This is a genomic window from Rhodococcus sp. RCBS9 (genome assembly GCF_029457415.1).
Lineage (GTDB): Bacteria > Actinomycetota > Actinomycetes > Mycobacteriales > Mycobacteriaceae > Rhodococcus_F > Rhodococcus_F qingshengii.
In genome coordinates, this window is the sequence record NZ_CP120422.1 from 3,349,404 (window position 1) to 3,376,292 (window position 26,889).

Genomic DNA, 26,889 nt, shown 5'->3' on the forward strand with positions numbered 1-26,889 from the left:
CTCGGGCAACCGCTTTTTCAGCGAAGATACCGTTTTCAGCGAAGACACCGCTTTCAGTGAAGACACCGCGGTCAGCGGTAGACGAGGCCGCCGTCGATGAGACCGGCCTGACCGGTCATGTAGTCGGAATCGGGCCCGGCAAGGTACGAGACGAAACCGGCGACATCGTCGGGGGTTTCAGCTCGACCCAGCGCAATTCCGCCGACGAACTTCTCGTAGGTGGCGCCCTCTGCCGCACCGGTCAACTCGGCGAACCTCTTGTCGATCGTCACCCACATGTCGGTGCCCACGACGCCGGGGCAGTACGCGTTGACGGTGATTCCGTCGGACGCGTATTCCTTGGCCGCAGCCTGAGTGAGGGCCCTGACCGCGAATTTTGTTGCGCTGTAAACACCTAACATGGCGAACCCGTCGTGACCGGCGATGGATGACGCGTTGATGATCTTTCCGCGCTGACCCAGAGCTTGGAACTTTGCTGCTGCAGCTTGAATTCCCCACAGGACGCCGTCGACGTTGACGCTCCAGATCTTGGAGACCTCTTCCGGCGTCGCGTCGGAGATCGGGCCGACGAGAGCGATTCCCGCGTTGTTGACGATGACGTCGAATCCGCCCAATTCCTGGTGTGCATGTTCGACGGCTGCGTGAACCCGCGCGCGATCGCTGACGTCGGCGACAAACGTCGTTGCACGACGGCCGATCTGTCTGATCTCGTCGGCAACCGCATCCAGCTTGGTTTGGTCGAGGTCGACCAACGCGATGTCGGCGCCGTCGTGGGCGAGGCGGAGAGCGATTCCGCGTCCGATGCCTTGGCCGGCGCCGGTGACCAGTACTACCTTGCCCGTGATGCTCATGCAGTTTCTCCTCGTAAGCAGTGAACCGGTTGCCTGGGAACCGGTGAGTGATTTGTATGTGACGGCGACCACAATGCGGAAGGGTTGCACCGTGTTGCAATTCCGCAGAATGGGGCAGCGGTTGCAACCCTCGGCAACCCTCCCGGTACCCCGCGCGACGGCTCCATAGTTGCGCCACCACTTCGCGAATCATCTTGCGAGACAATCTGGGAGAGGGCACATGACCGCTACAGTCGACACACCCACGGAACCGGCCACGCCGAGCCGACAACCGTCACGCCGCTGGATCGGGTTCGGGATCGCGAACCTCGTGATCGTTCTCGTGCTGGCCGTGGCGAGTTGGTACCTTCTGGCCGATCCGACCACCAGTCCCTGGAGTTTCTATCCTCTGCCGTTCAACGCGGCGCTTTTCTGGGCAATCCTTTTTGTTGTGTTCATCGGCTTCAACTGCGAGTTCGCCGGCTTCGACCGACTCCCGCAGCCGGCGAAAGGCCTGGCGATCATGGTCGCGACCGCGGTCTTCGCCGTCGTCGTGACGTGGCTCCTGGCAAACGGCTTGGGGAGTTTGTACCCGGATTTCGCGGCCGATCGTGAGGGCGGCCTCGGATATTTCGCGGGTGCGCTGTTCGTGCTCTTCGGCTTCGGGACCTGGGTGATGGTGGTCCTGAACTGGCAGCATTGGCCGTGGACTTCCCTGGGGATGAAGCAGCCGTTGGTGGGTTTGTGTGAGATCGCGTTTGTCGCCGTCCCGACGCTGGCGCTGTACTTCGTGTTCGGTCTGCCGTCCGTGTCGCTGTCCGCCACGGATCCGTTGATGACCGTCGACACCGTGCTCGGGTGGTTCTACTGCGTCGTGGTGGTTGTGATCCTGACTGGCCAGACGCTCGACAACTGGCCGTGGCGACTGTTCGGCGGCGGGGGTAAGACGGCGCTCGCAGCCACGATCGGTAACTTCGCCGTCGGAACCGGCTTGTACTTCGTGGCACTTCCGGTCGTGAAGACGCTGGTGGGAAGCGATGCCGTTGCCGAGTTGGGCGGTGTGATCCATCAATTCCCGGCGCAGCTCGGGGTGTGCTGGGCTTTCTGGATGATCTTCTGGGCCAACGCCTTCGGTAACAAACCCACGGGCTTTGCGGACGGGGTCAACCTGGCGATCCGCGCGCTGCTCACGTTTGTGCTCGCGGTGGTCACATTCTTGTTCTATTACCGCTTTGCAGCAGAGCACATTCTTCACGAGCCGGCAGTTGTCGACGGATTGCACGGCAATGCACTGGGTTTCGTGGACTGGGCCGTGTTGTGGACGCTGTTCTACGTCGTGGGATTTCAGTCGCTGGGACTCGGCAGATTCAAGCCTGCTGAGGGGTGAGTCGGTTGCCCGCACATCGGTGCGGGCAACCGGTATCGGACGCCGGCACCGCGTCAACTGATTGCAACAGACTGCAACGCTTGTGACCGGGGCCACTTATGAGATGTGCTGTGTGTCACATTCACAAACAAGGAGAAGTGATGACGCAAACCATCGATTCCGCAGTCACCCCCGAGGTGAAGTTGACGGCGGTGACACCTCAGGAGCGCGTCGACGCCTGGCTGGCGGATTTCGAGTCGGCCCTCGCGGCTCGTGACATCGAGCGTGTGGCAGGCAAATTCGCACTCGACAGCTTCTGGCGAGACCTGGTGTCGTTCACCTGGAACATCAAGACCGTCGAGGGTCGCGAGCAGATCGCCGACATGCTCTCCGCGCGACTCGACGACACCGATCCTTCGGGATTTCGGACGACCGAGACGCCCGACGAGGCCGACGGCGTCACGTCAGCCTGGATCGAGTTCGAGACTGCAACCGGTCGCGCGCACGGGCACCTTCGTTTGAAGGGAGATGAAGGTTGGACCCTGCTGACGTCGCTGCAGGAGTTGAAGGGGCACGAGGAAGGCAAGGGCACTCGTCGTCCGCGCGGCGCCAAGCATGGGGCAGACCCGAACCGCATCACGTGGGCCGAGCAGAAGGAGATCGAAGACCGCGAACTCGGTTACACCACACAGCCTTACGTCGTGATCGTCGGCGGCGGCCAGGGCGGCATCGCGCTCGGCGCCCGGATGCGTCAGCTCGGAGTACCGGCCATCGTGATCGACAGCCACGAGCGACCCGGCGATCAGTGGCGCGGACGCTACAAGTCCCTGTGCCTGCACGATCCGGTTTGGTACGACCACCTGCCCTACATGCCGTTCCCCGACAACTGGCCGGTGTTCGCGCCCAAGGACAAGATCGGCGACTGGCTCGAGATGTACACCAAGGTCATGGAGGTTCCGTACTGGAGTTCCACGACCTGCACCTCGGCGTCGTTCGACGAGAAGGCCCAGGAATGGACCGTCGAGGTCAACCGCAACGGCGAGAAGCTGACGTTGCGTCCCAAGCAGTTGGTGATGGCGACGGGTATGTCCGGCAAGGCCAACGTTCCGACGTTCCCCGGGCAGGACAAGTTCCTCGGCGATCAGCACCACTCGAGCAAGCACCCCGGCCCGGATCAGTACGTAGGCAAGAAGGTCGTCGTGATCGGGGCCAACAACTCCTCGCACGACATCTGCGGCGCACTGTGGGAGAACGGTATCGACGTCACGATGGTGCAGCGCAGCTCGACGCACATCGTGAAGTCGGATTCGCTGATGGATTTGGGCTTGGGCGATCTGTACTCGGAGCGAGCACTGGCCGCCGGCATGACGACACACAAGGCAGACCTCACGTTCGGTTCGCTGCCGTACCGGATCATGCACGAGTTCCAGATCCCGGTGTACGACGCAATCCGTGAGCGCGACAAGGATTTCTACGATCGCCTCGAGAAGGCGGGCTTCGAGCACGACTGGGGCGACGACGGTTCGGGCCTGTTCATGAAGTACCTACGCCGTGGCTCGGGCTACTACATCGATGTCGGCGCTGCCGAACTGGTTGCCAATGGAGACATCAAGCTCGCGCACGGCAACATTCGTGAGCTGACCGAGAACAGCGTGATCCTCGAAGACGGTACGGAATTGCCTGCCGACGTGGTGGTCTACGCGACCGGTTACGGCTCGATGAACGGCTGGGTGGCGGACCTGATCGGTCAGGACACCGCCGACAAGGTCGGCAAGGTGTGGGGCCTGGGGTCGAACACCACCAAGGATCCGGGACCGTGGGAAGGCGAGCAGCGCAACATGTGGAAGCCGACGCAGCAGGAAGCGCTGTGGTTCCACGGAGGCAATCTGCACCAGTCGCGCCACTACTCGCTGTACTTGGCGTTGCAGTTGAAGGCGCGCTACGAGGGCATCCCGACGCCGGTGTACGGACTGCAGGAAGTGCATCATCTGAGCTGAAAAAGAACTGCTGTGCGCCTTTATTAACCGCGGGAGGTTAATAAAGGCGCACAGCAGGTTCAGCGAAGGGCGTACTTCTTTGCTACTTCGGTGTTCTTGGTTGCGCGCTCGGTAAGGAAGGCGAATGCCAACCCGAGTACGAGCCAGAGCGTCGCCTGCGTAGCGAGCGAGGAAAGTCGGAACTCCCACAGCAGAGTTGCCGGGAAGTCCTCGCCCACCTCGTTGATGCCGGGAAGCGAGACGTAACCGATCGTGGCGATCACCAGGAACGCAGCCACCGGAGCAGCGATGCGCACGCTGAGGAACTCGTGCCCGGAAACTGCCTTTGCCGCCGCTGCTGCCGCGGTGACGGACAGCAGCCCGAGAATCACGGCGGCCAGCCACAGCAGTGTGCGCTGGTTGATGGTGTCGGGATCTCCGACGGCCGGCGGATTGGCCGGGTACTTGAAAAAGGGGACAGCCTCGATAGCCAGCCAACCACCGACGGCGATGGTGATCGCCAACAACGGCCCGGACATTCCGGTGAGTCGTCGAGCGTAATTGGCAACGACCGAGAAGATCGCCCCGAGTGCCAGTCCGGCAAGCGCCGTGGCCAGGAACAGCCCGGCGCGCTGCCCGTCGCGGCTCACCAGTGGTTCTTCTTCGTCACCGTGCGAATGCCCAGCGGCTTCGCCGGAAACCTCACCGGTGGCGCTGTTGGCTTCTTCGATCGCAATGGCAGCGTTGACGTGCGGTTCACCCAGCACGAATGCAACTCCGCCGGCAAGGATGCCTGCGATCAGACCAGCCAACAAACCACGAATGAGAAGCTTCGTGAAATTGTCGACTAGTGGCACGGCAGGCCCATCAAGTGTCGACCATCGTGCATCAATTCATGCATGTACATGCCGGTGCGAGAGATAGCGCCCTGGTCGAATCCGACCAGGTAGAGAGCCAGCATCGCGAACAGAACTACTGCAGCGGCGAGGAAAGCAAGACGAGTCGAATCGATCGACGTATCGGGAGAATAGGCGAGAGCCATCGAAGCCTCCTGGGATTTTCGCGTCCCCTAGGTCCATGCGATGGCCGAAGTGTCTGGCTGTCGAAATAGTCGTGCCGAAAAAGGCACTTCACCTCGAATTACAGTGGCGCGACCGCTCCGGGCTTTCACCGGATTCCTGTCGGACCATCGCGTTTACATGCGAACTTTTGCACTACAGCCCGCACCGTGTCAACGCGTGAAGCCGAGATGACCGTCGATTGTGCCCGCCAAGGCAGGCACAATCGCTCGAGATCAGCTCTTTGCGGCGACGTCCAGGACAACTTCGAATTCGAGCAACGACGCACCCGAAGCGACGGGCTTCGCGCGCTCGCCGGAATGGGCTTCACGGGCGGGGCCGTCACGCCAATCGGCGAACGCCTGCTCGGACTCCCACTGAGTCACCACGAAGTAGCGGCTCTCACCGGCGGTGGGGCGGAGGAGTTGGAATCCGAGAAAGCCCGGGGAGTTCTCGACTGCGTGAGCGCGTGCTGCGAAGCGCTTCTCCAGTTCGGGGCCGGCGCCCTCGGGGACCTCGATTGCATTGATCTTCACGACTGCCATGCAAGCGACATTACCCGCGCACCTTCACCGCGTACCGTGACACTCGTGTTGCATGACGAAGGTGGAACGGGACAACCGATTCTGTTGTTGCACGGCCTCATGGGCAGCTCCCGAACGTGGCGACGCCAGGTGCCGTGGATCCGCGAGTTCGGCCACGTCTACACCTTCGACGCTGCCGGTCACGGCAGGCCGGCGCCAGCGGCACTGACTACCGAGGCATTCGTCGAGGACCTGACATCGGCGGTTGCGTCCATCGAGGAGCCGATGATCGTGATCGGTCATTCGATGGGGGCTCTGCATGCGTGGTGCTTCGCCGCCGCGCATCCCGAAAAGGTTTGTGCGCTGGTCCTCGAAGACATGGCCCCGGACTTTCGTGGACGCACCGCTGCGGACTGGGCGCAGATGATCTCGGCGTGGCCGCAGCCGTTTGCTTCCGAGGAGGCGATGAAGGAATTCTTCGGCCCCGTCGCCGGCCAGTACTTTCTCGATTCTTTCGACCGCCGCGACGACGGGTGGTACCTGCACGGCGACGTGTCGACCTTCCGCGACATCTCGGAGGAGTGGGGCACGAGGCATTTCTGGGATCAGTGGAAGGCGATCGAGGTGCCGACCTTGCTGATCGAGGGAGAGTTCACCATCACCCCCGAGGGACAGATGCGAGAGATGGCCGAGAGGCCGGGAACTCGGTACGTACGTATTGCCGATGCAGGCCACCTGGTCCACGACGATCAACCGCAGCGCTATCGCGAAGTGGTGACGGAATTCCTTCAGACCGTGAGCTGACTTCGGATCGACGCGCCCACCTGCTCCAGCTCGACGGCTCGCCTGGCGAGGAGTCCAGCAGCGAACTTCGCCTTGTCGCCGCGATGGCGGGGGACGACGTGCAGGTGCGAGTGGAACACGGTTTGGCCCGCGGCACGCCCGTCGTTGACGAGAAAGTTGACTCCGTCAGCGGCGATGTCGCAGCGGCGTAGAGCTCCGGCGATGAGCGTGCCGACGCGGAACATCTCTGCGCCTTCGTGACTTTCGAGAGCATCGAGGTTCTCTGCATGACGCTTGGGGACCACCAGGGTGTGTCCGCGACTCACCGGCCGTGCATCGAGGAATGCGAGAGTTGTCTCGCTCTCGTGAACGAGAATCGCCGGCTCGGTCAGCGCGACGATCTTGCAGAAGACGCAGGAATCGGTGCTCATGCCTACAGAATGTAGTCCGAAATCAGATCCGACCCCGGACTACAGCAAGCGCAGTTGGCGTGCCCTCGTGATCGCTTCGTTTCGATTGTGTACGTCGAGCTTCTTGTAGAGAGTGCGCAGTTGAGTCTTGACGGTGTTGACGGACACGTACAGTTTGTCGGCCATCGCAGCCGACCCCATGCCGAGCGCCAGGAGTGAGAGGACTTTCTGTTCGCGTTCGGTCAGCTCCACGATATGTACGAATTCCGGAAAAGATTCCGCAGGAGCCCTTTTCGAGAATTCGGCGAGTGCACGCGATTTCGTTTCGGCCATCGATTCGAGTTTCTCGACGTCCGACGATGCGATGGTCGCGAACGAACGTAGAAGTCCGGTCTGATCCGCGATGCTGCACGCTCTGGACCACTCCTGAGAGGCGAGGCGTGGCTCACCCAGCTCGGAGTGGGCAACCGCTTGCACCAGAAGCGATTCCATCTGTGCCCGCGGATAGGATACGCCAGACCAGTCGAACTGGTGACACAGCGCCACCGCGGCCTCGTTCTGGCCGATCCGCTGACGTAAACGCGCCACCGACGTGAGCGTCCACGGGTTGGCTGCAGGATCGATGATCTCCTTGGCCAGTGCTACGGCATTGTTCCCCTGTCCGAGAGCGAGCAAGAGATCGATCTCGGCGGATTGCAACAGAGGAAGCGCGAAAGATGTAGCCGTGTACTGCTTGGAATGTGCTTCGATCGCATTGTGGAGCAACAGTAGTGCCGCAGTGTGGTCGCCGGAGGTCAAGGCGAATTGGCAATGCGCATAGACGACGAATGCCCACAGTTCCTCGGTGTCGGACGGAAGACCGAGTTCGGTCAATGCGAGACGTGCGTCGTCGAAGTCGAGTGTGTCGAGAGCAGTGAGCGCCCGTGCTGTCAGGCCGGCGATCTTGACCACAGGTTCGAGCCAACCGCCGGGGTCCGGATGCTTCTGTTCGAGTTCGGACCAGTGTGTGGCCTGCCGCGGCTCACCAGCCAGCGCCCAATTCAGGGCGGCACTTCCCGCAGAGTTACGAGCGATGAAGTCGACTCCATGAGACAGGGCGCCGTGGTACGCCATTCGAGCCTTGATCGTGGATTCTGTGAACCTGCCGCTCAATTGAAAATTGATCGCCCATTGAAGTCGCATGAGAGGGAGCTGTGCGCTGACCGCTTCCGGGTTGTTCTCCAGCGCACTGCGACTGAGATGAGACAGGCGCCTGGTGGTTTCTGCTGCGAGCCCGTACTCGCCGGCCATCCTGAGCATGATCGATTGAACGCAGGCAATGCTCAAGGCGTCCTTCGCGCCGGCTTCAGCGCCGAGAGCCCACAGTTCTGCCGGCGATTCGGGTAGCAAGTCGACTACCGTCGAGCGCTCGCTCGGATGCATCGTGAACAGTGCGCGCCCTGCCTCCACGGCAGAGTGTTTGTCCGCTGCTTCCGCCGGAATCCGTTGGAGAGCAGAGCGAACCGAGTCCAGATTGTGGACGATCATCGTCACCCAGTGTTGCTCGACGATGTCTACTGCCAGGGTCCAGTTCTGTGCCTCGACCGCGTAGTCCAGCGCCGACGCGTGATGACCGTGGTCGAGTCGGTTGTGTGCGAGGAACGAAAGACGTTGCGCCGGATCGGCTCCAGCGCGCTTTCGGTGCGCGAGTATCGATCGACGAATGGCGGGAGGCAGCTCCCAGGTTTCTTCGGCTTCGGTCTCGACCCGTGACAACAACCCGGCTGTCTCCAGTATCGCCAGGCGCACGCGAATCTGATGAACGGTCTCGCCATCCTCAGGGTGTTGGGACTCGAACAGCATGGCGGCGATGTCGACGGTGATCGATCGCGCAAAGGCCGTCGCGAGCAGGAACTCGAGTTGTTCCACATGATCAGCGGTCATGAGAACGGATTTGTTCACGTAGTCGTCGATCGCCTGCGCGATGTTCTTCCTGATCATCTGCTCGCGGTTGCGGCTACCCGATGTCTGGACGGCGGGAACGGCGACACGAACCAGCGCTGGCAGCCCACCTGTCAGGGATGTGATTTGTTCGGCATCACCGTCAGTCGTGTTTACGTCAGCTTGTGCGAGCAAATGGGCGGTATCGGCTCTTGTGAACAACAGCTCACTCGCGCCTATCACCTCGTGGTCCGTGTCGAGCAGGTACGGCTCGGAGAACATGCCGAAGCCCGAGAGCGTGACCACGAGGTCCAGGTTGTGACAGAGGGCGAGGAGTTCGATCAACTGATCGTCCAACTCTGGTTCCGATATCAGATCCGGCCTGATCAGCACGAGCAGCACGGGGCGGCTGAGGGCGTTCAGGGATTTGGCGACAGCGGTGAAAGGATCGGCGAGATCGTCGACGTCGGGCAGTGCGATTCCGGCAGCGTGGATTCGATCGAGGACAACGGCCCAGAAATCTTCGAGTGTCGACGAGGGCCGTGGGGCCGAGACCCAGACGAGTATTCGTTCGGATGCCAAATGGGCGCGCAGCCACGATGCGATCAACGACGATTTCCCGTGGCCGTTCGGTGCACGGACGATTGTCAGCGCGGCACGTCGGTCAAGTTTGTCGAAGAGCGCTTGCCGGGGAATCGACGTCGCGAGGGTGCGCCTTTCGGGAATAGCTGCCCAGTCGTGGCCGTCCATCCCGAACATCAGCGCGGACCCTTTCTGCTTTCGCGCCCCGCAATGATTGAAGAGTTTGGGCGGATTGTCTCGATCCATCTATCTACAGGGAGGAGCGTAGCTGGTGCGAATCCAGAGCGTGCCATCCCGGGCAATTCACCCGGGAATTCACCCCGGCTGAGAGAAGTTCACCCACACAATCACGCCGTCACCATTGGCTTTCGAGTCCCTCGAGCGACTTCTATTGAACGTAGCTCGGGATTCGCCAAATGTGGCCGCGAGCGCCTGTCGGAGGCCCGAGAGAGTCAGACATCGAAAGGAGCGTCGTGAGAACTCGTCTGTCAGAGGTGCGGTCGAAGGCCGTTGTCGTCGGACTCCGGCCGAGAGCGTGGCGCCGAGGAGTGCGAGGTATCGGCATAGTTGTCGTGACCGGAGCTCTGGTGGTCGGCGCTGCTGCGCTCGGCTTGCTGCCGATGCAGTCGGATGTTCGATTGGCGGCCGAGGGAGAGTTCGTGCCTCCCTTCACCGTCGAGCTGACGGCGATTGACGGTGCACCGCCCTTCGATCCCGCTGACGGTCCAGGGCTCGATTCGGGACCGTCCAACGGCATTGTCCGAGAGGGTGATCCGGTGACGTATGTCATCGACATCGGTGTCCGGGGCAACCCGCTCGCCGACGTGGTCGTGCAACTTCCGGTGCCTCGAGGTTTCGTTCTGCCGTCCGTGCCTGACTACTGCGAAGACGGCTCGGGTGTCGACGAGGTCGGATTACATTGCCTGATAGGCAATCTGGACGCGGACCGGTACTTCACCCGAACGGCGACGATGACTGCGGGAAAGCGGGAAGACGCCGACGGTCTACCGATCGCTGCACTGGTCACCGCAGATCGGGGGGCGGTTCGCGTGCGGTCGGGCGATGTCACGGTGCGGGTGGCGACCACCCCGGGAGTGTGTGATCCGTACGGGATTTCTGTTGGTGGTCAGAGAAGCCAGTGGGCTGCTGTCTCGGCAGATGGACGAATCTCAGGTCTGGTGACATCGGGCATCTCGGAGGCGGTGGTGATCGACGGCGTCGATCAATGCGGGCACGCGACAGCGCGGACGGTGAAACCGTTCGAGGGTCACTTCTCGTTTGTCGGACTGCTACCGGGGACGTATCGCGTCACGGTCGACGGCCGAGCGCCGGTGGATGTGGTGCTGGAACCAGGTGCAATGGCGGTCGGTGGCCTGACGTTCTGATACTGCTTCGCAGGAATGGCAACACTCGTAACAGTCAGTAGCAGTCAATGGAGGATCCAGTGCGTGAAAGCCTGGGCGTTGTATTCGAAAATCAGTCAATTTCAACAGCTCTCGTAGATGCGGACACACCCCTTCTTGGCTCGATCGACGAGTTCCGTCACCCCTGGGGTGCAGACGGGACTGTTCCCTCTCCGCAAGCGTCGGCGCGCGCACTCGCCTCCGCGGCCGAGGTCGCCACCGGTCGAGCTCTGCGCTCGAATCTGTGCCCCACCGTCGTCGGAGTGATGTGCGAGCGTGCGGACGTGCGCGAACTTGTCTCGGATTCGTTGTCCTCCAGTCCTTTCGAGAACATCGAGTTGGTCAACGGTCTCGACGCACGGCTTGCCTACCTGCGGACGGTCGACGCTCTCATTGGTGTTTCGCCGATTCTCGCGTTCTGGCCGGACGGCAGTGAGACCGTGATCGCGGCCGTCGACCCGAGAGCAGGCGTCGTGGACTCGGCGCATCGTTACGACACGGCCGAGTTGCTTGCGGACAGCTCGACATTTGCTGCGACATTGGACCTCCTCGTCGCCGAACGAGACCCTGTGCCCAAGATGCTCGTCGCGATGCTCGTGAAGGAAGACTCTCGGCAGCCGTCCGCGGAAGCCGCTGAACTGGCAGGTCTCGGCTTCCTGTTTCTCGGCGAGCGGACCCAACTGGCGATAGGGGCTGCGCTGGTAGCGGCTGATCGCGGAAGCGAAGTTCGGTCCGGTGGCGGCATGGCTGTCCGGCCCGTCAACAGGGTCCGGTGGGCGGCGGCAATAGTACTGCCGCTTCTACTCATGTTGACGGGGTTGCTGATCGCGCTGTCCCCAGACGGGTCGCGCGCGGTGTCCACGGATAGCCCGAACATCGGCGCCGAGTCGGCGACCTCCACCAGCGGGCCCCCGCCCGGCGCTGCCCTACAGATTCCGACACTTGCGCCTTGCGATCCAGTGGTGCCTGCCGTTCCTGCAGTACTTCGGCGTTCTGATCCGGAAGTCGCACCGCTCCAGACCGACGAACCCACAGCCGAAGAATGCACCCCGCTGCGAGTCGGCTAAGCCGTACCCTCTCCGGCCAGCGCAAACAGGCCGTCGTCGGTCTGCTCGACCAGTCCGTCGACCAGCAGTGAATGCAACGCACGGTCACGCTGACCCGGATCGGCCGGCCAGACGATGTCGAGTTGCGCGCGCTCGACCGGACGGTGACTCTCGCGAAGAACGGCCATCAATTTTCCACGAACCTGGCGATCTGTGCCCGCGAACTTCTGCACCTTCTTGGGTGGTCCAGTGTGTGCCGGTTTGCCAGAAGCGACCCACGCGCAGTTCGGCAAAGGGCAGTTCTCGCAGTTCGGGGTCCGCGCCGTGCAGATCAGTGCACCGAGTTCCATGAGAGCTGCGCTGTAGGTGGCGGCGCGCGCACGCGTCCTCGGCAGCAGCGCCGCGACGTCGGCGAGGTCTCGCGTGTTGGACGGGTTCCCGGGTTCCGCATTGCCGTGGACGGCTCGCGCAACCACGCGTCGTACGTTGGTGTCCACCACAGGCACTCGCTGTCCGTAGGCGAAACACGCGACGGCGCGGGCGGTGTACGAACCGATTCCCGGTAGCGAGAGCAAGGTATCGACGTCTTCCGGGACCACGTCACCGTGCTCGGCAGCCAGGACGCCCGCGCATTCGTGTAACCGCAGCGCGCGGCGTGGATAACCGAGTTTGCCCCACGCGCGAAGCACCTCTGCCTGGCTCGACGCTGCCATCGCCGACGGCACCGGCCAGCGCTCGACCCACTCTTCCCAGATTGGCGCAACGCGCACCACCGGCGTCTGCTGGAGCATGATCTCGCTCATCAGGATCTGCCAGGCACTGACGCCCTCGCGTCGCCACGGCAGGTCGCGAGCCGTCTCGGAGTACCACTTCAGCAGCACCGAAGATTCCACTGCCACTGCTACCGACACACTCCTCGAACCTGTGCTCCTGGTCGACGAAGGACACGTCGACTTGTGGACGCCACTTTATCGGCAGTCGCCGACAGTGATTTCTCGTACCCGAAAACCTGGGGTGAGTGGCATCGAGACCACTCACCCCAGGTTGATCATGATGCGTACTGAGCGTTCGCGGTCTCCACACGGGTGCTTGCGACGGTCGGCGAGGTTCCGGAGTATCGGCGAATGATCACGTAGAGGCAGATCAATCCGATAGCACCGGCAGCGGCGAGGAAGGAACCGACCTTCCATGCGTTGTCCGGATTTCCGTTGATCAGCATCACCATGATCATCGGCGCGAAACCTCCGATGATTGCGGAGATCTGATAACCGAGTGAAGCGCCGGAGAATCGAATCTCCGGTGGGAACAGTTCAGCGAATAGTGTTCCCTGCGTGCCAGTTTGGAGGGACATTGCTACTACGCCGACGATAACCGCGACGGCAAACGGCCAGATCGTGTCCGGGCTGGATCCACCGATCATCAGCCACATCGGGATACCCCAGAGCATCATGGCTGCGGTGCCGAGGCCGAAGACCAGTTTACGACCGTAGAGGTCGGACAGATATCCCGCCAGCGGAACCAGGGGAATCTGTATTGCACATGCGATCAGGATGTAGGTGAGGACCGTCGACCGCGGTATTTCCAGGTAGGTGGTCGCGAACTGAACCGAACCGGTGATCATCGTGTAGAAGAAGATCACGCCGATGGCATTGGCGCCTGCTGCAGCGAGGACTGTGCCTGGATTCTTCTTGAGCACTTCGAGAATGGGGGACTTCCGAACGACCGGAGATTCGGCGAGTTTTTCTGCGAGTGCCTTGAACTCGGGGGTTTCTTCGAGATAGCGATGGATGAGGAATGCCACTGGAAGCATGACCAAGCTGATCCAGAACGGGATCCTCCATCCCCAGGAGAGGAACGAATCAGCCGCAAGAGTTGCTGTCAGGACCAGGAACACGATATTGCCCAGCACCACACCGATCGGAACACCGAGTTGGGCGAAGCTGCCGAAGAGCCCGCGGCGGTCCGCCGGTGCGTTCTCGGTGGCCAGCAATACGGCCCCGCCCCACTGTGCTCCCACGGCCAAGCCCTGGCAGATTCGCAGCGTCACGAGGATGGCCGGGGCAAGCCACACGACATTGGTGTTGGGGACGAAACCAACCAAGGAGGTTGCCACCGCCATGAGGACCACGGCGGCAACGAGCACCGGCTTTCGGCCGTACCGGTCACCGAAATGACCGGCGAGCACACCACCGATAGGACGGGCGATGAATCCGACTGCGACGGTGGCAAACGAACTCATTGCAGCGACCACCTCGCTGTCGGTGGCGAAGAACGTCGAGTTGAACACGAGCGCGGCGGCAGTCGCGTAGATGAAGAAGTCGTACCACTCCAGGGAAGTGGAGATAGCGGCTGCAAAGGACGCGCGCCGAGATCTGCCCGGGCGCTCCACCGCAGATTCGGTGTTGTTGGTCATCGCGATTCGCTCTCTGTGGGGTCGTTCAGTTGAGTTCGGTCAGGACGTGAGTTGCGGCAAGTTCGGTGTGCGGCCGACGACGAGCTTGTCCCGAGCGCCGGCACCAGACGGAATCGTGCTAGCCGGGTATTGGGTCGAAAGGTGGTGACGCAATATCCAAGTGCGAGTGGGTTCTTCGATACGAGAAGTCATATCTCGCCGCCATTGCCGTACCGGAGGCGCTCGCAAGGTCGGGTGGCGAAGGTGACCACGTCGAGGCCGCCGGCGACGTGTGCAGCGTCATCTCGTGGCAACGCGGAGGTGGTCATGTGGCCCGCACTCCTTCGTTCCGAATTTGCCAAACGATCGTTCGGCTGCGAGTCATCATTGACCTAGCGATCGTTAAATGTCAATAGTCGGGAAAAGTGCGCTTTTGCAGCGACTTTCTCCGCAAGGAGGGTGCGATTCGAAATCTGTTGCCAAACGATCGTTCGCCTGAGATGATGATTAGTCAGTGATGCAGGTCTCAGGAATGGAGATACCGATTCGAGCGGCGGGGGTGCGGACGAAAGTCGAGGCACGCTGGTCTCGCACATCGACGGCGTTGAGTGGCTTCAGCCAATGCGACCCTTCAGATCTTCTTTGGCGGAGGTGTCGCCCAGCTCAGCTTGATTCGATCATCGCGGTCGCCAATGCGCAGTACCGAGACGCGATATCTTCCGCATTCATCGGTCCGTCGACGCGCCACCACACACAGACTTGCTGCCCCATGTTGATGATGGCGCGCACGGCATCTCGGGGAAAGGGAGTGTGGAAAGCACCTTCTTCAATGCCGCGTTCGACTACGTCGCGAAACATGCTTTCCTGCTCGTCACGCAGGGTTACGACCAGACGGTGACCCGATTCGTCCAAGCTGCGCAATTCTGTCGCTCCTACGAGGGCGTCTTCGCGCCTGGTCGTATGGAACATGACCCAAGCGCGGACGATTGCTTGCAGTTGGTCTTTCGGGTCGCCGCCGGAGCGCAGCAGTGCACTGCGGGTCATGCTGATGGCGTCGTGGAGCGCCCGAATCATGATTTCCTGAAGGATTTCCTGCTTGGATTTGAAGTGGTGGTAGATGGACGCGACAGTGAGATCGGCGCCGGCGGAGATGTCACGCATGGACGTCCCGTGATAGCCGCGCTCGTTCATGTTTCGGACAGCGGAATCGAGTATGAGTTGCCGGACAACGACTGTCTTCGCCCCACTCATTGTTCGGTTTCCTTCTCATTTCCTCGGTGCCTGCGTCTTGCCCAGCTTAGAGCCGAACAGTCGCGGGACACACCTGATGGAAAGGAACCGTCTTGAACTGCCGATATGGGCAGAATACCGATTATCGTTCGCTGATCGCCACCCGGAGAAAGAGGTACCTGTGGAACACATATCGATGAGTATCGAAGACGGTATCGCCGTGATCACCCTCGATCGACCGGACAAGCTGAACGCATTCACCACGACGATGGAAAACGAGCTCATCGAAGCGTTCGACTCCACCGACGCGAACGACGCTGTGCGCGCGGTGATCCTGACGGGAGCGGGCCGCGCGTTTTGCGCGGGGGCAGATCTGTCCTCGGGGGCAGAGACATTCTCCGAATGGAGCGCCGAGTCGAACGGAACTGACGCGGACGGTGACGATCTACGTCGGGACGGCGGCGGACGCGTCGTCCTGCGAATGTTCGATTCATTGAAGCCGATCATTGCGGCCATCAACGGACCGGCGGTCGGCGTGGGTATCACCATGACTCTTGCGGCCGACTTTCGCTTGGCCGCCGACGACGCCAGGATGGGTTTCGTCTTCAATCGGCGAGGACTCGTGCCCGAGTCGTGTTCGTCGTGGTTGCTGCCGAAACTGGTTCCGCTCCAGCGAGCCCTCGACTGGATCTACTCCGGACGGATCTTCACTGCTGCGGAAGCATTTTCGGCCGGGTTGGTCTACCGACTGCATTCGCGCGAAGATCTTCCAGGGGAGGCGACGGCGCTCGCGCATAGCCTGACCCGTGACAGCGCGCCGGTATCGGTTGCCCTGTCGCGTCAGATGATCTGGCGCATGCTGGGAGTCGAACATCCCATGGTTGCGCATCGCGTCGAGAGCATCGGAATTAATGCTCGCGGTGCTCAGGCTGACGTTCGTGAAGGTGTTGCGGCGTTTCTGGAAAAGCGAGAGGCGGTGTTTCCCGACCGTTGCAGTGACGCAATGCCAGATCTGTTCTCATCCCATCTCCCACGCCCCCGGTGGTGAGCCGCTACGACCTTCGAACCGTCGGCGTTGTAGCTCATGCGGTCAATCAGTGCGGCGGGTAAGTGCCCTCCGCTTCTCCAGGGGCGTTGTGGAGAACCAACGCCTACAGCTTCGAGTGAGGGTGCTCGGTTCGGAATAGCCGAGTTGGCGTGACACTTCGGAGAGGGACACGTCTCTGTTCGAGAGAAGACCGAGAGCAAGTTCGCGTCGTGAATCGTCGACGAGCGATTCGAACGCCTTGCCTTCCAACGCCAATCGTCTCTGCAATGTTCGCGGGTGCAGCATCATCAATGTCGCGACTTGCTTCAGTGTGGCTGCACCCGCAGGCAGGGAACGCACGATCAAAGCCGACACCGCGTCGTGGAACGCGACATCCGGATCTCGACCCGCCATGAAACGCACGGCGAAGTCGTAGGCCAACGGATCCACCCGGGGCAGGTGGCGCTGCATGACTCCGCGCGGAAAGGTCAACAGATTCCGATCCGAGCTGAACTCGACGGAACAACCGAAATGCTCTACATACCTGCGTATTTCGGAGATACGTGGATGTTGAAACGAGATGTGCGTCGGATGGAAATCCGGGCCGGCCATCATCCGGAACGTCTGAAGCGTTACGCCCATCGCCAGTTCCACGACGTGGGACCGATACGGAAGTCGATGCAGCACGGTATCGAGTCCGTAGGACACCTCGGTGTCGCCGACTGTCAGATCGACCGCCAACGCCGGACTGTACACGTGCGCGTACCGGGCGACGTCATGCAACGCATCTCCGATCGTCTCGGCACTGCGGGCCACGATGGCAACCGGACCGAGAATGTCCGGGTCCTGTCTGCCTGCGAGCCTGAGTGCGAAGTCGGGCGACTCCAATTCATCCGCACAGAGTCCGAGCAGCGTGGACAAGGCACTGAACGGCAAGAAGTGGTCGTACGCGCCGATGATGGCCGGATCGACGCCCACACGGTCGAGGAATTCGTACGGATCTCCACCGAGTTCGGAGATCAACTCGGGCAGTCGCGTCAGCGACGAGGCACTGATCAGATCTGCCATGTGTCGAAATGTAAATAAATTGGCGCATGATGTCAATTTTCTCGTCGCCTGAGCAGTGATGATCAACACAGGTTGGCTGGTTCAACGTCGAGCGCCATCCCTGGAGGAGCCAGAAATGACAACACTCACCGACCGCACTGCACTGTTCATCGATGGACTGTGGAGAGCACCGGATACTTCCGAAATCATCCGAGCCGTATCACCTTTCACAGAGCAGCAGATAGGCTCGTTCCCCGCCTCCGTATCGACGGATGTCGACGCAGCTGTACCAGCGGCTCGAAAAGCGTTGCGACGGAATGACTGGGCCGATCTTTCCGCCGCAGAACGTGCGCGTGTCATCCGCAGGTTCGCCGACGAACTCGAGAAACGATCCGAAGACCGCGCGTCGGCGGTCACTCACCAGAACGGCATGCCTATCGAGCTCGCCCGTTTCGCCGAGGGGGCCGCACCCGTCCAGCTTTTGCGCTATTACGCAGGCCTCGCCGAGTCGATGCCTACCGAAGAGCGACGGGCCAGCCAACCGATGCCGGGTACGACAATCGTGCGACGCGAGCCGATCGGTGTCGTTGCTGCCATCGCGCCCTGGAACTTCCCGGCTGTGCTTTCGATGTTCAAGATCGCCCCGGCTCTTGCTGCGGGATGCACCGTCGTGCTGAAGCCCTCTCCCGAAACCACCTTGGACTCTTATATATTGGCCGAGGCCGCCATTGCGGCAGAACTTCCCGCGGGTGTCATCAACATCGTGACTGGCGGACCGGAGATCGGTCAGTATCTCGTGGCGCATCCCGGGATCGACAAGGTAGCCTTCACCGGATCCACTGCGGCCGGTCGACACATCGGCACGGTGTGTGGCGGTATGCTTCGCCCCGTTACCTTGGAGTTGGGTGGCAAGTCGGCGGCCCTGGTCCTCGACGACGCGGATGTCGAGGAGACGGTAACCGGTCTGGCAACTGCATCCCTGCTCAACAGTGGGCAGACGTGCTATATGTCGACTCGAATCTTGGTTCCCCGCAGCCATAGTCGGACGTACGTCGACGCCATTACCGCGATGGCCGAGGGTCTGCAGGTCGGCGACCCGATGGAACCGTCGACGTTCGTCGGCCCGATGGTGAGCGCAAGGCAACAGGAACGTGTGCTGTCCTTGATCGACCAGGGACGCTCGGAGGGCGGAACTGTCACCACGGGTGGCGGACGCCCCGCCGACCTCGACACCGGATTCTTCGTGCAGCCCACGGTGTTCGCCGATGTCGACAACGACAGCACCATCGCACGGCAGGAAGTATTCGGGCCGGTGCTGTCAGTCATTTCATACGACGACGTCGATGAGGCTGTCGCGCTTGCCAACAACTCCGAGTACGGCCTCGGTGGGACTGTATGGACCTCCGACGAGGAACGCGGTATCGCAATTGCTCGACGTGTCGAGACCGGCTCGTTCGGTGTCAACACCTTCAACCTCGACTGGGGTTCACCGTTCGGTGGAGTCAAAGCCAGCGGCCTGGGTCGTGAACTCGGTCCCGAAGGGCTCGCGGCGTACCAGCAGCTCAAATCCATTTTCCTCGCATCCTCGTAAGAATCGAGCCACCATGTCCGACGCAGGACTCGCCGGCGCTCGTGCGCTGGCAGAAAACACAGTGAAAATCGCCGAGCAGTTCGGCACGACCGAGTGGGAAGCAGACAGTGCGTGCCACGGTTGGCGCGTCCACGATCTCATCGGTCACATGGCGTTCTTCTTCAACTTCATCGCCGATCCGGATCTGGTGTTCCCGCCGAACCCCAGTGGAAAGTCCGAGCGGCTCAACGATGCTGCCGTCCGCGAGCGTGCCGATCTACCGCACGAGCAGATCCTGGACTACTACCGGGAACAATCCGAAGCGGGACTCGCGACGTTGGCCGCGCTGCAGACAGAGGAGCTTCGCAACAACACACTCGAGATGCTCGACCTCGGGACTTATCGCCTTCATCAGCTCAGTGACGCAGTGTCGTTCGACCATCTCGTCCATTTGACGTCGGATCTTCTGTCGCCGTTCGGACCGTTTCCTCACGGTGAGATCGACGTGGCGGCCGCTGTCGATCCGGCGATCGACTGGATGGTTGCGGGGCTCCCGCAGATGTGCGGCGAAGCTGTCGCCGCCGCCTTGACATCGCCTGTGGCACTGCGCCTCAACGGCGCCACCGAGCGCACTTTCGTCATCTCTCATGGCGATGGGGGAGTGACTGTCACCGAAGCTGACGACGTGCCGGAGAACGTCGCGACCACCCAGGCCACCGAATTCCTGCGGTGGGGGACCACCCGATCTGCATGGCGGTCTGCCGTCGAGGTTTCCGGCGACCGCAAGACCGTCGCCGCAGTCCTCGATGCCATCGACATCGTCTGACCCACAACGAACCCGAGATCCAGAACAAGAGGAAACAGCTATGTCTCAGTACTTGCAGGACAAGGTCATTCTCATCACCGGTGCAGGCGGTGGGTTCGGTCAACTCATCGCCGAGAAGGTGGCAGCGCAGGGCGCCAAAGTCGTCGGCGTGGACATCAACGAGGCGGGCCTGAAGACTGTATTCGACGGTATCGCGGCCGCGGGATTCACCGGTACCTACAAGATTGCCGACGTCACCGACATGGATCAGGTCATCGCTGCGGCGCAGCACGGCATTTCGGAGTACGGAGCGCTCGACGTACTCGTCAATAACGCAGGCGTCATGCCTCTCGCGTATTTCGCCGATCACGAACGTGCGTGGCAGAAGTGGCACAAGGCAATCGACATCAACATCAAGGGCGTCGTGAACGGAATCTCCGCCGTATACGACCAGATGATCGAGCAGGGACGCGGTCAAGTCGTCAACATCTCGTCGATCTTCGGAAACGCAGGCATCGACGGTTCCGGCGTCTACAGCGCGACCAAGGCTGCAGTCACCACGATCTCGGATTCACTGCGAATCGAAGCCAAGGGCAAGATCAAGGTGACGACGGTCAAGCCCACAGGCGTGACAGGAACAAACTTGGCGAGCTGGATCGTCAACGAGAACGCGATCCTGGGTCTCACCGGTCAACGTGCGGGAACCTACATGGAGAACGTCGGGCATCTAACCGACGGCACCCTCAGCCCCGGGCAGAAGGACGTCGACTCCATCGAATACTGGCTGATCAAGCCCGATGATCTGGCCGACGCTGTTGTTCACATCATTGATCAACCATGGGGTATCAGCATCAGTGACATAACCGTGCGCGCCAGCGGCGAGGATTACCTGTACTGACGACCTGATCGAAAACCGCTCCCTGCCAGTGTGGCTTCGCGAACATCGTCGAGGACGACGGCCCGGGGGCGTCCCGCGGGCAGACGCCATTGCCATGGTCTGCCTGTCGCCGTAGAGTCCTACTTAACGATCGTTAAACTGTTGCTACGGCGGATTCCGTTTGTCAACGAAGTCGCCGGGACCAGTCCGAGGAGTTTGAATGAAAGCAGTCCACTTGGTGGAGGCGACGGGGCCCGGAGGTCTGTCGTTGGTCGATGTCGACGAACCTGTCGATCCGGCACTGGTGGTAGTTGATCTGCACACCGCCGGAGTGAGTTTCCCCGATCTTCTCCAGACCACGGGCAGCTACCAAACGGTGCGCGAATTGCCCTGCGCGCTAGGGGTTGAGGGCGCCGGTACCGTTCGGAGCGCGCCACCCGGGTCCGGCTTCACACCCGGGCGGCGCGTGGCCGTGCTTACGGCCGGGGAAGGTGCGTGGCAGCAGACCGTTGCGGTCGCGCCGTCCAATGTCTTTGCTCTGCCTGATGCGGTCTCGCTCTCGGCCGGCTCGGGATTTCTCCTGAATTATCTGACCGCGCATTTCGCCCTCGACGAACGCGCGCGATACCGTGCCGGCGAGACCGTCCTGATTCACGGCGCGGCCGGTGGATTGGGTACGGCCGCGTTGCATGTCGCGTCAGCGCTCGGTCTGGAGACCGTCGCTGTCGTGAGTACAGGCGAGAAGGAGAAAATCGCCGCGGAGTCCGGGGCAACGCACGTCGTGTCGGTCGACGGGTGGAAGGAACGCGTCCAACGGATTACGAATGGGCGCGGTGTCGACATCATTCTCGATCCGGTCGGTGGTGACCGCTTCACCGACAGCCTGCGCAGCCTTGCGCCGAACGGGCGCCTGGTCGTTTTGGGATTCACCGGCGGTGATATTCCCACGGTCAAAGTCAATCGACTTCTCCTGAAGAATATTTCGGTTACCGGTGCAGGATGGGGTGAATATCTGAAAACTGATCCCAAGTATCTGGCGCGTCAATGGCAGGAGCTCTACCCCCTGCTCGAGTCGGGAGCTCTGAGGGTGCCCGAGCCCACCCTCTACCCCTTGGCGCGTGCCGCCAATGCATTGAAGTCGTTGCGTGAGCGTACGGCGGTAGGAAAAGTCGCGCTGTCTCTCGAATGATCTCTACACGAACAACTTTGTGAACAAACGACCTTTGCGAACGAACCTTGGAGTAAACCATGTATCCCGGAGCGTATGTTGCGACAAACCCGGATAAGGCCGCGGTAATCGTTGCCGAGACCGGTGAAGCGGTGACGTTCGCGCAATTGGAATCGAATTCGATTCGGATTGCGCGAGTGCTCCACGGACTCGGGTTGCGGCGAGGCGACAACCTGGCCGTGCTCGCCACCAATAACGTTCAGGTCTTCGACATCTACTGGGCGGCTATGCGATCCGGTGTCTACCTGACGATGGTCAACTGGCACCTGACCGCTCCGGAAGGTGCATACATCGTTGAGGACTGCGAGGCAAAGGTAGTCATCGTCGATGCTGCTCTGGGCGAGCTGGCAGAGACGCTGTCCGAACTCGTTCCCCGGCAGGTGACCAGGCTTTCCTTCGGCGGTCAACTAGACGGATACGACTCCCTCGACCAGGCGGCTGACATGGAGTCGGACATACCGCTCCCGGATCAACCGCGCGGCGCCGACATGTTGTACTCGTCGGGAACAACCGGCCGTCCCAAGGGCATCAAACCGGCTCTACCGAATCGCCGGATACAGGATCCCGGCGATCAGATGACGACAATGAACCAAAGTGTTTGGGGTGTAACCGAAGACGACATCTATCTGTCCCCGGCGCCGCTCTATCATGCCGCTCCGCTCCGGACGTGCGCGTCGGTCCAGGCGCTGGGTGGCACCGTAGTGATGATGAATCGGTTCGATCCGGAAAAGGCCCTGGAATACATCGAGCGTTATCGCGTCACGTACAGCCAGTGGGTGCCGACAATGTTCGTGCGCATGCTCAAACTGCCACAGGAAACCCGAGACCGTTACGACATATCGTCTCTGCGACTTGCCGTCCACGCAGCCGCACCGTGCCCTGTCGATGTGAAGCGAAAGATGATCGATTGGTGGGGAACGATTCTGGACGAATATTACTCCTCGACGGAACTCAACGGCATGACCATTGTTCACTCGGACGAGTGGCTGCGAAAGCCGGGCACAGTGGGGCGAGCCGCACTGGGAGTGCTCCACGTATGTGGGGAGAACGGCGAAGATCTACCCTCCGGCGAGGTGGGTACGCTGTACTTCGAACGTGACGAATTGCCCTTCAGTTATCACAATGCGCCCGAAAAGACCAAGGAAGCACAGCATCCCGCCCACCCGACCTGGACGACTACGGGTGATGTCGGCTTCATGGATGAGGAGGGTTATCTGTTTCTGACCGACCGTAAGTCCTTCATGATCATCTCGGGTGGTGTGAACATATACCCGCAGGAGATCGAGAACGTGCTGATCGAGCATTCCTCGGTATTGGACGCGGCGGTGATCGGGTTGCCCGACGACGAGATGGGGGAGATAGTGATGGCTGTCGTCGAGCCAGTCCCCGAAGCCGAAGCCGGCGATGCGCTTCGCGACGAACTGCTTTCTCATTTGCGCGGACAGATCGCCAAGTACAAGTTGCCGAGGCGACTCGTGTTCAGTACGGATCTACCTCGAACTCCGACCGGAAAACTGGTCAAAGGGAAACTGCGCGAACACTATTCAGGGGAGGTATCCGTCGGATGAGCGGCCCGATGCACGGTGTTCGCGTGCTGGAACTCGCCGGGTTGGGGCCGGGGCCACACGCTGCGATGATGCTTGCAGATCTCGGAGCGGACGTAGTTCGAGTCGAGCGTCCGTCTGGTGGACTCGAGATCTCGCCACGGGAGCAGGACCAACTTTTGCGGGGGAGACGGTCGGTGGAAGCCGACCTCAAGACCGAGTCAGGCCGAGAGCTGGTGAGAGCCCTCGTCTCGAAAGCCGATGTGCTCCTGGAAGGTTTTCGGCCCGGTGTGACCGAGCGGCTGGGTTTCGGTCCCGACGTGTGCACCGAACTCAACAGCCGGCTGATCTACGCACGTATGACCGGATGGGGCCAAGACGGCCCACTCGCGCAGCGGGCGGGGCATGACATTACTTACCTGGCGCTGACCGGAGTCCTGCACGCCATCGGTCCGGCCGAGAAACCCACGGTTCCGCTGAACCTCGTCGGGGACTTCGGCGGTGGCTCCATGTTCTTGATCCTCGGAATCGTCTCTGCCTTGTACGAGCGAGAGAGTTCGGGCAAAGGACAAGTGGTCGATGCCGCAATTGTCGACGGAACTTCGGTGTTGGCGCAGATGATGTGGTCGTTGCGAGGGAGCGGACAGTGGAGTGACTCACGTGCAACCAACCTCCTGGACGGTTCCACGCCGTTCTACGACACCTACGAATGTTCGGACGGCAAGTTCGTAGCAGTCGGTGCCCTCGAACCGCAGTTCTACGCGGCGCTCCTCCAAGGCCTGGATATCGCGCCGGAATCGTTGCCTGAACAGATGGATCGAAGGGGTTGGCCCACAATCCGAGAACGGTTCACGGAGGCGTTTTCGTCGCGTACGCGAGACGCCTGGGCAGGGCTGTTCGAATCGACGGACGCATGTGTTGCTCCTGTCCTGAGTCCCGCCGAAGCCGCGCTGCACCCGCATCTTGCCCAGCGGGGAACTCTTGTCGAGGCCGACGGAATAGTGCAGGCGGCACCCGCGCCGCGGTTCTCCCGCTCCAGGACTGCGCAGCCGTCAGGTGCTCGGCCACCCGGGGCCGACACCACCGTCGTGACGAAGGATTGGCTGGGCGGCTGAGGGAAGAAGTACAGGTGAGGAATATCGCGACAGCCTCTCTCGATCGTTCTTACGTTGCCCCCTACTCATCGTCGATGGATCGCGAAGATCAACTTTTGTAGCACAACTCGATCGAGTCTGACTGACAAGGAATTTCAATGACCGAAACGCGACCGGATGTCTACGCGAGCCAAGACGGCGGGGTGCTCCGCATAGTTGTCAACAGGCCAGCGCGAATGAACGCGTTGACTACCGAAACCCTGGAGAGACTTGCCACGATCTTCGTCGAGCACGCACAATCCTCGGACGTGCGGGTGGCGGTTCTCGAAGGAGAGGGCAAGGCCTTTTGCACGGGCGCGGACCTCGCGGACGTGACGTTGTCCGGTCCGCCGTCGGCGGACACGATCGATGCCGCCAATGCCTTGGTGCAGACCATTCGAGAGTTTCCGTTTCCGGTGGTCGCTGCGGTACGAGGCCCTGCCGCAGGTGTGGGTGTTTCGCTGGCTTTGGCGTGCGACCTCGTGCTCGCGGCGGAGTCGAGTTACTTTCTGCTCGCGTTCACCAAGGTGGGATTGATGCCGGACGGTGGAGCTACCGCACTGGTGGCAGCGTCGATCGGTCGCGCGCGCGCGATGCGCATGGCGCTGCTGGCCGAAAGATTATCCGCTCGAGATGCTTTCGACTGCGGCCTGGTCTCACACGTGTGCGAGGACGACGCCTTCGCGGTGGAATTGGCAGACCTGACCCACCGATTGGTCGCCGGGTCGTCCCCTGCTTTTCGGTTTACCAAGAAGGCGATCAACGACGCTACGCTCACCGAACTCGGTGATGCGTTCACACGCGAGCGCGTAGGCCAGATCGACCTGTTGGGTAGTGGTGATTTTGCCGAAGGTGTTGCGGCGTTTCAGGAAAAGCGCGCAGCAGTCTTCGGATAGACGAAGCGAGAACGGCGCTTACAACGACCGTGGTCCCGAACACAGGATGTTCGGGACCACGGTCGTTCTCGGTGCTGATCAACTCTTTGCGATGTCGCGACCGATTATCTCCTTCATGATTTCGGTGGTTCCGCCGTAGATGGTCTGGATTCGGCTGTCTACGTAGGCCCGGGCGATCGGGTACTCCATCATGTAGCCGTATCCACCGTGTAGTTGTACGCAGCGATCCACGACGCGCTTCTGAAGTTCGCTGGCCCACCACTTCGCCTGTGCTGCTTCGACTGCTGACAGTTGGTCGTCGTTGATGGCCAGGACTGCGTTGTCGACGTATGCCTGTGTCACGTCGATCTCGGTCAGCATCTCGGCGAGGGCGAATCGAGTGTTCTGGAAGTCGCCGATCGGCTTGCCGAAGGCGGTGCGGTCGAACGCGTAGTCTTTGGTCCATTCGTAGGCCGCACGCGCGGAACTGATTGCGCTCGCGGCGATCGACAGACGCTCACGGGGAAGACGCTCCATGAGATGAATGAGGCCTCCGCCCTCCTCGCCCAGGAGGTTGCTTGCCGGGACTCTTACGTTGTCGAACGACAACTCGGCTGTGTCTTGACCCGCCAACCCCACCTTGTGGAGTTTGCGACCGCGGGTGAATCCGTCCATCCCGCGTTCGACCACGAGGAGGCTGAATCCCCGCGACCCCGCTTTGCGATCGGTGCGGGCCGCAACGATGACGATGTCGGCGTGAATTCCGCTGGTGATGAACGTCTTCTGTCCGTTCAAGATCCAGTCGTCACCATCTCGAACAGCGGAGGTCTTGATGCCTTGCAGATCACTGCCGGTACCCGGTTCGGTCATCGCGATGGCGCAGATGAGTTCACCGGCAGCCATACCAGGTAGCCAACGTGCTTTCTGCTCGTCTGTGCCGAGGTCGGCGATGTACGGAATGACGATGTCGTCCTGAAGGCCTAGTCCGGCGCCGAACGAGGTGGTGCCGGTACGGGCGATCTCTTCGGCGACCACGTACCGGTACCGGTAGTCGAGTTCACCCGAGCCTCCGTATTGTTCGGGGACGGCCAGGCCGACAATACCCATCTTGCCGGCCGCGAGCCACGCTGATCGGTCGACGAGCCTGGCTTCTTCCCAGCTGTCGTAGTGAGGCGTGATCTCGCGGGCAATGAACTCGCGCACAGTCTCTCGGTAGGCCTCGTGGTCGGCTGTGAACAGTGTTCGACGCATGGGTTGCTCTCC

The 26,889-nt window shown here is 61.3% G+C and carries 24 protein-coding genes and 1 riboswitch; of the genes, 13 read left to right on the top strand and 11 right to left on the bottom strand.

Features of this window, described 5'->3' with window-relative positions; all coding sequences use genetic code 11:
- Positions 1-71 precede the first annotated feature (71 nt).
- A complete protein-coding gene (locus P0M12_RS15800; RefSeq protein WP_277376546.1) occupies positions 72-851 on the bottom strand; it encodes an acetoin reductase in 780 nt (259 codons plus the stop codon).
- Between the two features lie 220 nt (positions 852-1,071).
- On the opposite strand from P0M12_RS15800, the gene P0M12_RS15805 reads away from it, so the two are divergent.
- A complete protein-coding gene (locus P0M12_RS15805; protein ID WP_065351896.1) occupies positions 1,072-2,217 on the top strand; it encodes a hypothetical protein in 1,146 nt (381 codons plus the stop codon).
- Positions 2,218-2,357: 140 nt separating this feature from the next.
- Entirely contained in the window at positions 2,358-4,193 is a 1,836-nt protein-coding gene (locus P0M12_RS15810; protein WP_277376547.1) for an NAD(P)/FAD-dependent oxidoreductase, read from the top strand.
- Positions 4,194-4,252: 59 nt separating this feature from the next.
- Here the strand turns inward: P0M12_RS15810 and P0M12_RS15815 are convergent, their stop codons facing one another.
- From P0M12_RS15815 to mhuD, 3 genes are all read right to left on the bottom strand, one after another.
- Entirely contained in the window at positions 4,253-5,029 is a 777-nt protein-coding gene (locus P0M12_RS15815; protein ID WP_256520328.1) for a CbtA family protein, read from the bottom strand.
- A complete protein-coding gene (locus tag P0M12_RS15820; RefSeq protein ID WP_003945915.1) occupies positions 5,020-5,214 on the bottom strand; it encodes a CbtB domain-containing protein in 195 nt (64 codons plus the stop codon). The genes P0M12_RS15815 and P0M12_RS15820 overlap by 10 nt, the downstream gene beginning before the upstream one ends.
- 24 nt (positions 5,215-5,238) lie before the next feature.
- Positions 5,239-5,378: riboswitch (cobalamin riboswitch) on the bottom strand.
- Between the two features lie 88 nt (positions 5,379-5,466).
- Complete coding sequence (gene mhuD, locus P0M12_RS15825; protein WP_007726927.1) at positions 5,467-5,775, bottom strand: mycobilin-forming heme oxygenase MhuD; 309 nt, start codon at positions 5,773-5,775, stop codon at positions 5,467-5,469.
- A gap of 45 nt (positions 5,776-5,820) precedes the next feature.
- Here mhuD and P0M12_RS15830 point away from each other — a divergent pair, with 45 nt between their 5' ends.
- The gene (locus P0M12_RS15830) at positions 5,821-6,558 is read left to right on the top strand and encodes an alpha/beta hydrolase (protein ID WP_042453393.1); all 738 of its coding nucleotides are present in this window, start codon (positions 5,821-5,823) and stop codon (positions 6,556-6,558) included.
- Here the strand turns inward: P0M12_RS15830 and P0M12_RS15835 are convergent.
- Together P0M12_RS15835 and P0M12_RS15840 are read right to left on the bottom strand one after the other, a co-directional pair.
- Complete coding sequence (locus P0M12_RS15835) at positions 6,543-6,968, bottom strand: HIT domain-containing protein (protein WP_003945905.1); 426 nt, start codon at positions 6,966-6,968, stop codon at positions 6,543-6,545. The two genes, P0M12_RS15830 and P0M12_RS15835, sit on opposite strands and share 16 nt — an antisense overlap.
- 39 nt (positions 6,969-7,007) lie before the next feature.
- Positions 7,008-9,695 carry a LuxR C-terminal-related transcriptional regulator gene (locus tag P0M12_RS15840; protein ID WP_277376548.1) on the bottom strand — a complete coding sequence of 896 codons (2,688 nt, stop codon included), beginning with the start codon at positions 9,693-9,695 and terminating at the stop codon, positions 7,008-7,010.
- Between the two features lie 227 nt (positions 9,696-9,922).
- Between P0M12_RS15840 and P0M12_RS15845 the strand changes: the two genes are divergently transcribed.
- Together P0M12_RS15845 and P0M12_RS15850 are read left to right on the top strand one after the other, a co-directional pair.
- Positions 9,923-10,834 carry a hypothetical protein gene (locus P0M12_RS15845; protein ID WP_192711838.1) on the top strand — a complete coding sequence of 304 codons (912 nt, stop codon included), beginning with the start codon at positions 9,923-9,925 and terminating at the stop codon, positions 10,832-10,834.
- A 59-nt stretch (positions 10,835-10,893) separates the two neighbouring features.
- A complete protein-coding gene (locus P0M12_RS15850; protein ID WP_235867819.1) occupies positions 10,894-11,919 on the top strand; it encodes a hypothetical protein in 1,026 nt (341 codons plus the stop codon).
- On the opposite strand, the gene P0M12_RS15855 is transcribed toward P0M12_RS15850, so the two are convergent.
- The 3 genes from P0M12_RS15855 to P0M12_RS15865 all read right to left on the bottom strand — a co-directional run bounded on the left by P0M12_RS15855 (position 11,916) and on the right by P0M12_RS15865 (position 15,541).
- Positions 11,916-12,797 carry an A/G-specific adenine glycosylase gene (locus P0M12_RS15855; protein WP_209911269.1) on the bottom strand — a complete coding sequence of 294 codons (882 nt, stop codon included), beginning with the start codon at positions 12,795-12,797 and terminating at the stop codon, positions 11,916-11,918. The two genes, P0M12_RS15850 and P0M12_RS15855, sit on opposite strands and share 4 nt — an antisense overlap.
- Before the next feature lie 149 nt (positions 12,798-12,946).
- The gene (locus tag P0M12_RS15860) at positions 12,947-14,311 is read right to left on the bottom strand and encodes an MFS transporter (protein ID WP_042451923.1); all 1,365 of its coding nucleotides are present in this window, start codon (positions 14,309-14,311) and stop codon (positions 12,947-12,949) included.
- Positions 14,312-14,953: 642 nt separating this feature from the next.
- A complete protein-coding gene (locus P0M12_RS15865) occupies positions 14,954-15,541 on the bottom strand; it encodes a TetR/AcrR family transcriptional regulator (protein ID WP_042451920.1) in 588 nt (195 codons plus the stop codon).
- Positions 15,542-15,701: 160 nt separating this feature from the next.
- Here P0M12_RS15865 and P0M12_RS15870 point away from each other — a divergent pair, with 160 nt between their 5' ends.
- Positions 15,702-16,568 carry a crotonase/enoyl-CoA hydratase family protein gene (locus P0M12_RS15870; RefSeq protein ID WP_277376550.1) on the top strand — a complete coding sequence of 289 codons (867 nt, stop codon included), beginning with the start codon at positions 15,702-15,704 and terminating at the stop codon, positions 16,566-16,568.
- 42 nt (positions 16,569-16,610) lie between these two features.
- Here P0M12_RS15870 and P0M12_RS15875 read toward each other — a convergent pair whose 3' ends face one another.
- Positions 16,611-17,615, bottom strand: a complete 1,005-nt coding sequence (locus P0M12_RS15875; RefSeq protein WP_277376551.1) for an AraC family transcriptional regulator — start codon at positions 17,613-17,615, stop codon at positions 16,611-16,613.
- Positions 17,616-17,730: 115 nt separating this feature from the next.
- On the opposite strand from P0M12_RS15875, the gene P0M12_RS15880 reads away from it, so the two are divergent.
- The 7 genes from P0M12_RS15880 (at position 17,731) to P0M12_RS15910 (ending at position 25,647) form a co-directional block, all read left to right on the top strand.
- Positions 17,731-19,185 (top strand): aldehyde dehydrogenase, encoded by a 1,455-nt coding sequence (locus P0M12_RS15880; protein ID WP_277376552.1) that lies wholly within the window; start codon positions 17,731-17,733, stop codon positions 19,183-19,185.
- A 13-nt stretch (positions 19,186-19,198) separates the two neighbouring features.
- Positions 19,199-19,990: a maleylpyruvate isomerase N-terminal domain-containing protein gene (locus P0M12_RS15885; RefSeq protein WP_042451910.1), complete on the top strand. Its 792-nt coding sequence runs from the start codon at positions 19,199-19,201 to the stop codon at positions 19,988-19,990.
- A gap of 40 nt (positions 19,991-20,030) precedes the next feature.
- Complete coding sequence (locus P0M12_RS15890; protein ID WP_019749697.1) at positions 20,031-20,867, top strand: SDR family oxidoreductase; 837 nt, start codon at positions 20,031-20,033, stop codon at positions 20,865-20,867.
- Between the two features lie 199 nt (positions 20,868-21,066).
- Positions 21,067-22,035, top strand: coding sequence for an NADPH:quinone oxidoreductase family protein (locus P0M12_RS15895; protein WP_277376553.1), 969 nt, complete (start codon positions 21,067-21,069; stop codon positions 22,033-22,035).
- 59 nt (positions 22,036-22,094) lie between these two features.
- Positions 22,095-23,642, top strand: a complete 1,548-nt coding sequence (locus P0M12_RS15900) for an acyl-CoA synthetase (protein ID WP_277376554.1) — start codon at positions 22,095-22,097, stop codon at positions 23,640-23,642.
- The gene (locus P0M12_RS15905; RefSeq protein WP_277376555.1) at positions 23,639-24,733 is read left to right on the top strand and encodes a CaiB/BaiF CoA-transferase family protein; all 1,095 of its coding nucleotides are present in this window, start codon (positions 23,639-23,641) and stop codon (positions 24,731-24,733) included. The genes P0M12_RS15900 and P0M12_RS15905 overlap by 4 nt, the downstream gene beginning before the upstream one ends.
- 137 nt (positions 24,734-24,870) lie before the next feature.
- On the top strand, positions 24,871-25,647 hold the full coding sequence (locus tag P0M12_RS15910; protein ID WP_042451896.1) for an enoyl-CoA hydratase: 777 nt from the start codon (positions 24,871-24,873) through the stop codon (positions 25,645-25,647).
- A 78-nt stretch (positions 25,648-25,725) separates the two neighbouring features.
- Here P0M12_RS15910 and P0M12_RS15915 read toward each other — a convergent pair whose 3' ends face one another.
- On the bottom strand, positions 25,726-26,877 hold the full coding sequence (locus P0M12_RS15915; RefSeq protein WP_054826793.1) for an acyl-CoA dehydrogenase family protein: 1,152 nt from the start codon (positions 26,875-26,877) through the stop codon (positions 25,726-25,728).
- Between the last annotated feature and the right edge of the window lie 12 nt (positions 26,878-26,889).

What these genes read in the sequence shown, in the direction of transcription:
- P0M12_RS15800 (WP_277376546.1), bottom strand. Translation starts at nt 851, where the DNA reads ATGAGCATCACGGGCAAGGTAGTACTGGTCACCGGCGCCGGCCAAGGC.
- P0M12_RS15805 (WP_065351896.1), top strand. Translation starts at nt 1,072, where the DNA reads ATGACCGCTACAGTCGACACACCCACGGAACCGGCCACGCCGAGCCGA.
- P0M12_RS15810 (WP_277376547.1), top strand. Translation starts at nt 2,358, where the DNA reads ATGACGCAAACCATCGATTCCGCAGTCACCCCCGAGGTGAAGTTGACG.
- P0M12_RS15820 (WP_003945915.1), bottom strand. Translation starts at nt 5,214, where the DNA reads ATGGCTCTCGCCTATTCTCCCGATACGTCGATCGATTCGACTCGTCTT.
- mhuD (WP_007726927.1), bottom strand. Translation starts at nt 5,775, where the DNA reads ATGGCAGTCGTGAAGATCAATGCAATCGAGGTCCCCGAGGGCGCCGGC.
- P0M12_RS15835 (WP_003945905.1), bottom strand. Translation starts at nt 6,968, where the DNA reads ATGAGCACCGATTCCTGCGTCTTCTGCAAGATCGTCGCGCTGACCGAG.
- P0M12_RS15840 (WP_277376548.1), bottom strand. Translation starts at nt 9,695, where the DNA reads ATGGATCGAGACAATCCGCCCAAACTCTTCAATCATTGCGGGGCGCGA.
- P0M12_RS15860 (WP_042451923.1), bottom strand. Translation starts at nt 14,311, where the DNA reads ATGACCAACAACACCGAATCTGCGGTGGAGCGCCCGGGCAGATCTCGG.
- P0M12_RS15865 (WP_042451920.1), bottom strand. Translation starts at nt 15,541, where the DNA reads ATGAGTGGGGCGAAGACAGTCGTTGTCCGGCAACTCATACTCGATTCC.
- P0M12_RS15875 (WP_277376551.1), bottom strand. Translation starts at nt 17,615, where the DNA reads ATGGCAGATCTGATCAGTGCCTCGTCGCTGACGCGACTGCCCGAGTTG.
- P0M12_RS15880 (WP_277376552.1), top strand. Translation starts at nt 17,731, where the DNA reads ATGACAACACTCACCGACCGCACTGCACTGTTCATCGATGGACTGTGG.
- P0M12_RS15885 (WP_042451910.1), top strand. Translation starts at nt 19,199, where the DNA reads ATGTCCGACGCAGGACTCGCCGGCGCTCGTGCGCTGGCAGAAAACACA.
- P0M12_RS15890 (WP_019749697.1), top strand. Translation starts at nt 20,031, where the DNA reads ATGTCTCAGTACTTGCAGGACAAGGTCATTCTCATCACCGGTGCAGGC.
- P0M12_RS15895 (WP_277376553.1), top strand. Translation starts at nt 21,067, where the DNA reads ATGAAAGCAGTCCACTTGGTGGAGGCGACGGGGCCCGGAGGTCTGTCG.
- P0M12_RS15900 (WP_277376554.1), top strand. Translation starts at nt 22,095, where the DNA reads ATGTATCCCGGAGCGTATGTTGCGACAAACCCGGATAAGGCCGCGGTA.
- P0M12_RS15905 (WP_277376555.1), top strand. Translation starts at nt 23,639, where the DNA reads ATGAGCGGCCCGATGCACGGTGTTCGCGTGCTGGAACTCGCCGGGTTG.
- P0M12_RS15910 (WP_042451896.1), top strand. Translation starts at nt 24,871, where the DNA reads ATGACCGAAACGCGACCGGATGTCTACGCGAGCCAAGACGGCGGGGTG.
- P0M12_RS15915 (WP_054826793.1), bottom strand. Translation starts at nt 26,877, where the DNA reads ATGCGTCGAACACTGTTCACAGCCGACCACGAGGCCTACCGAGAGACT.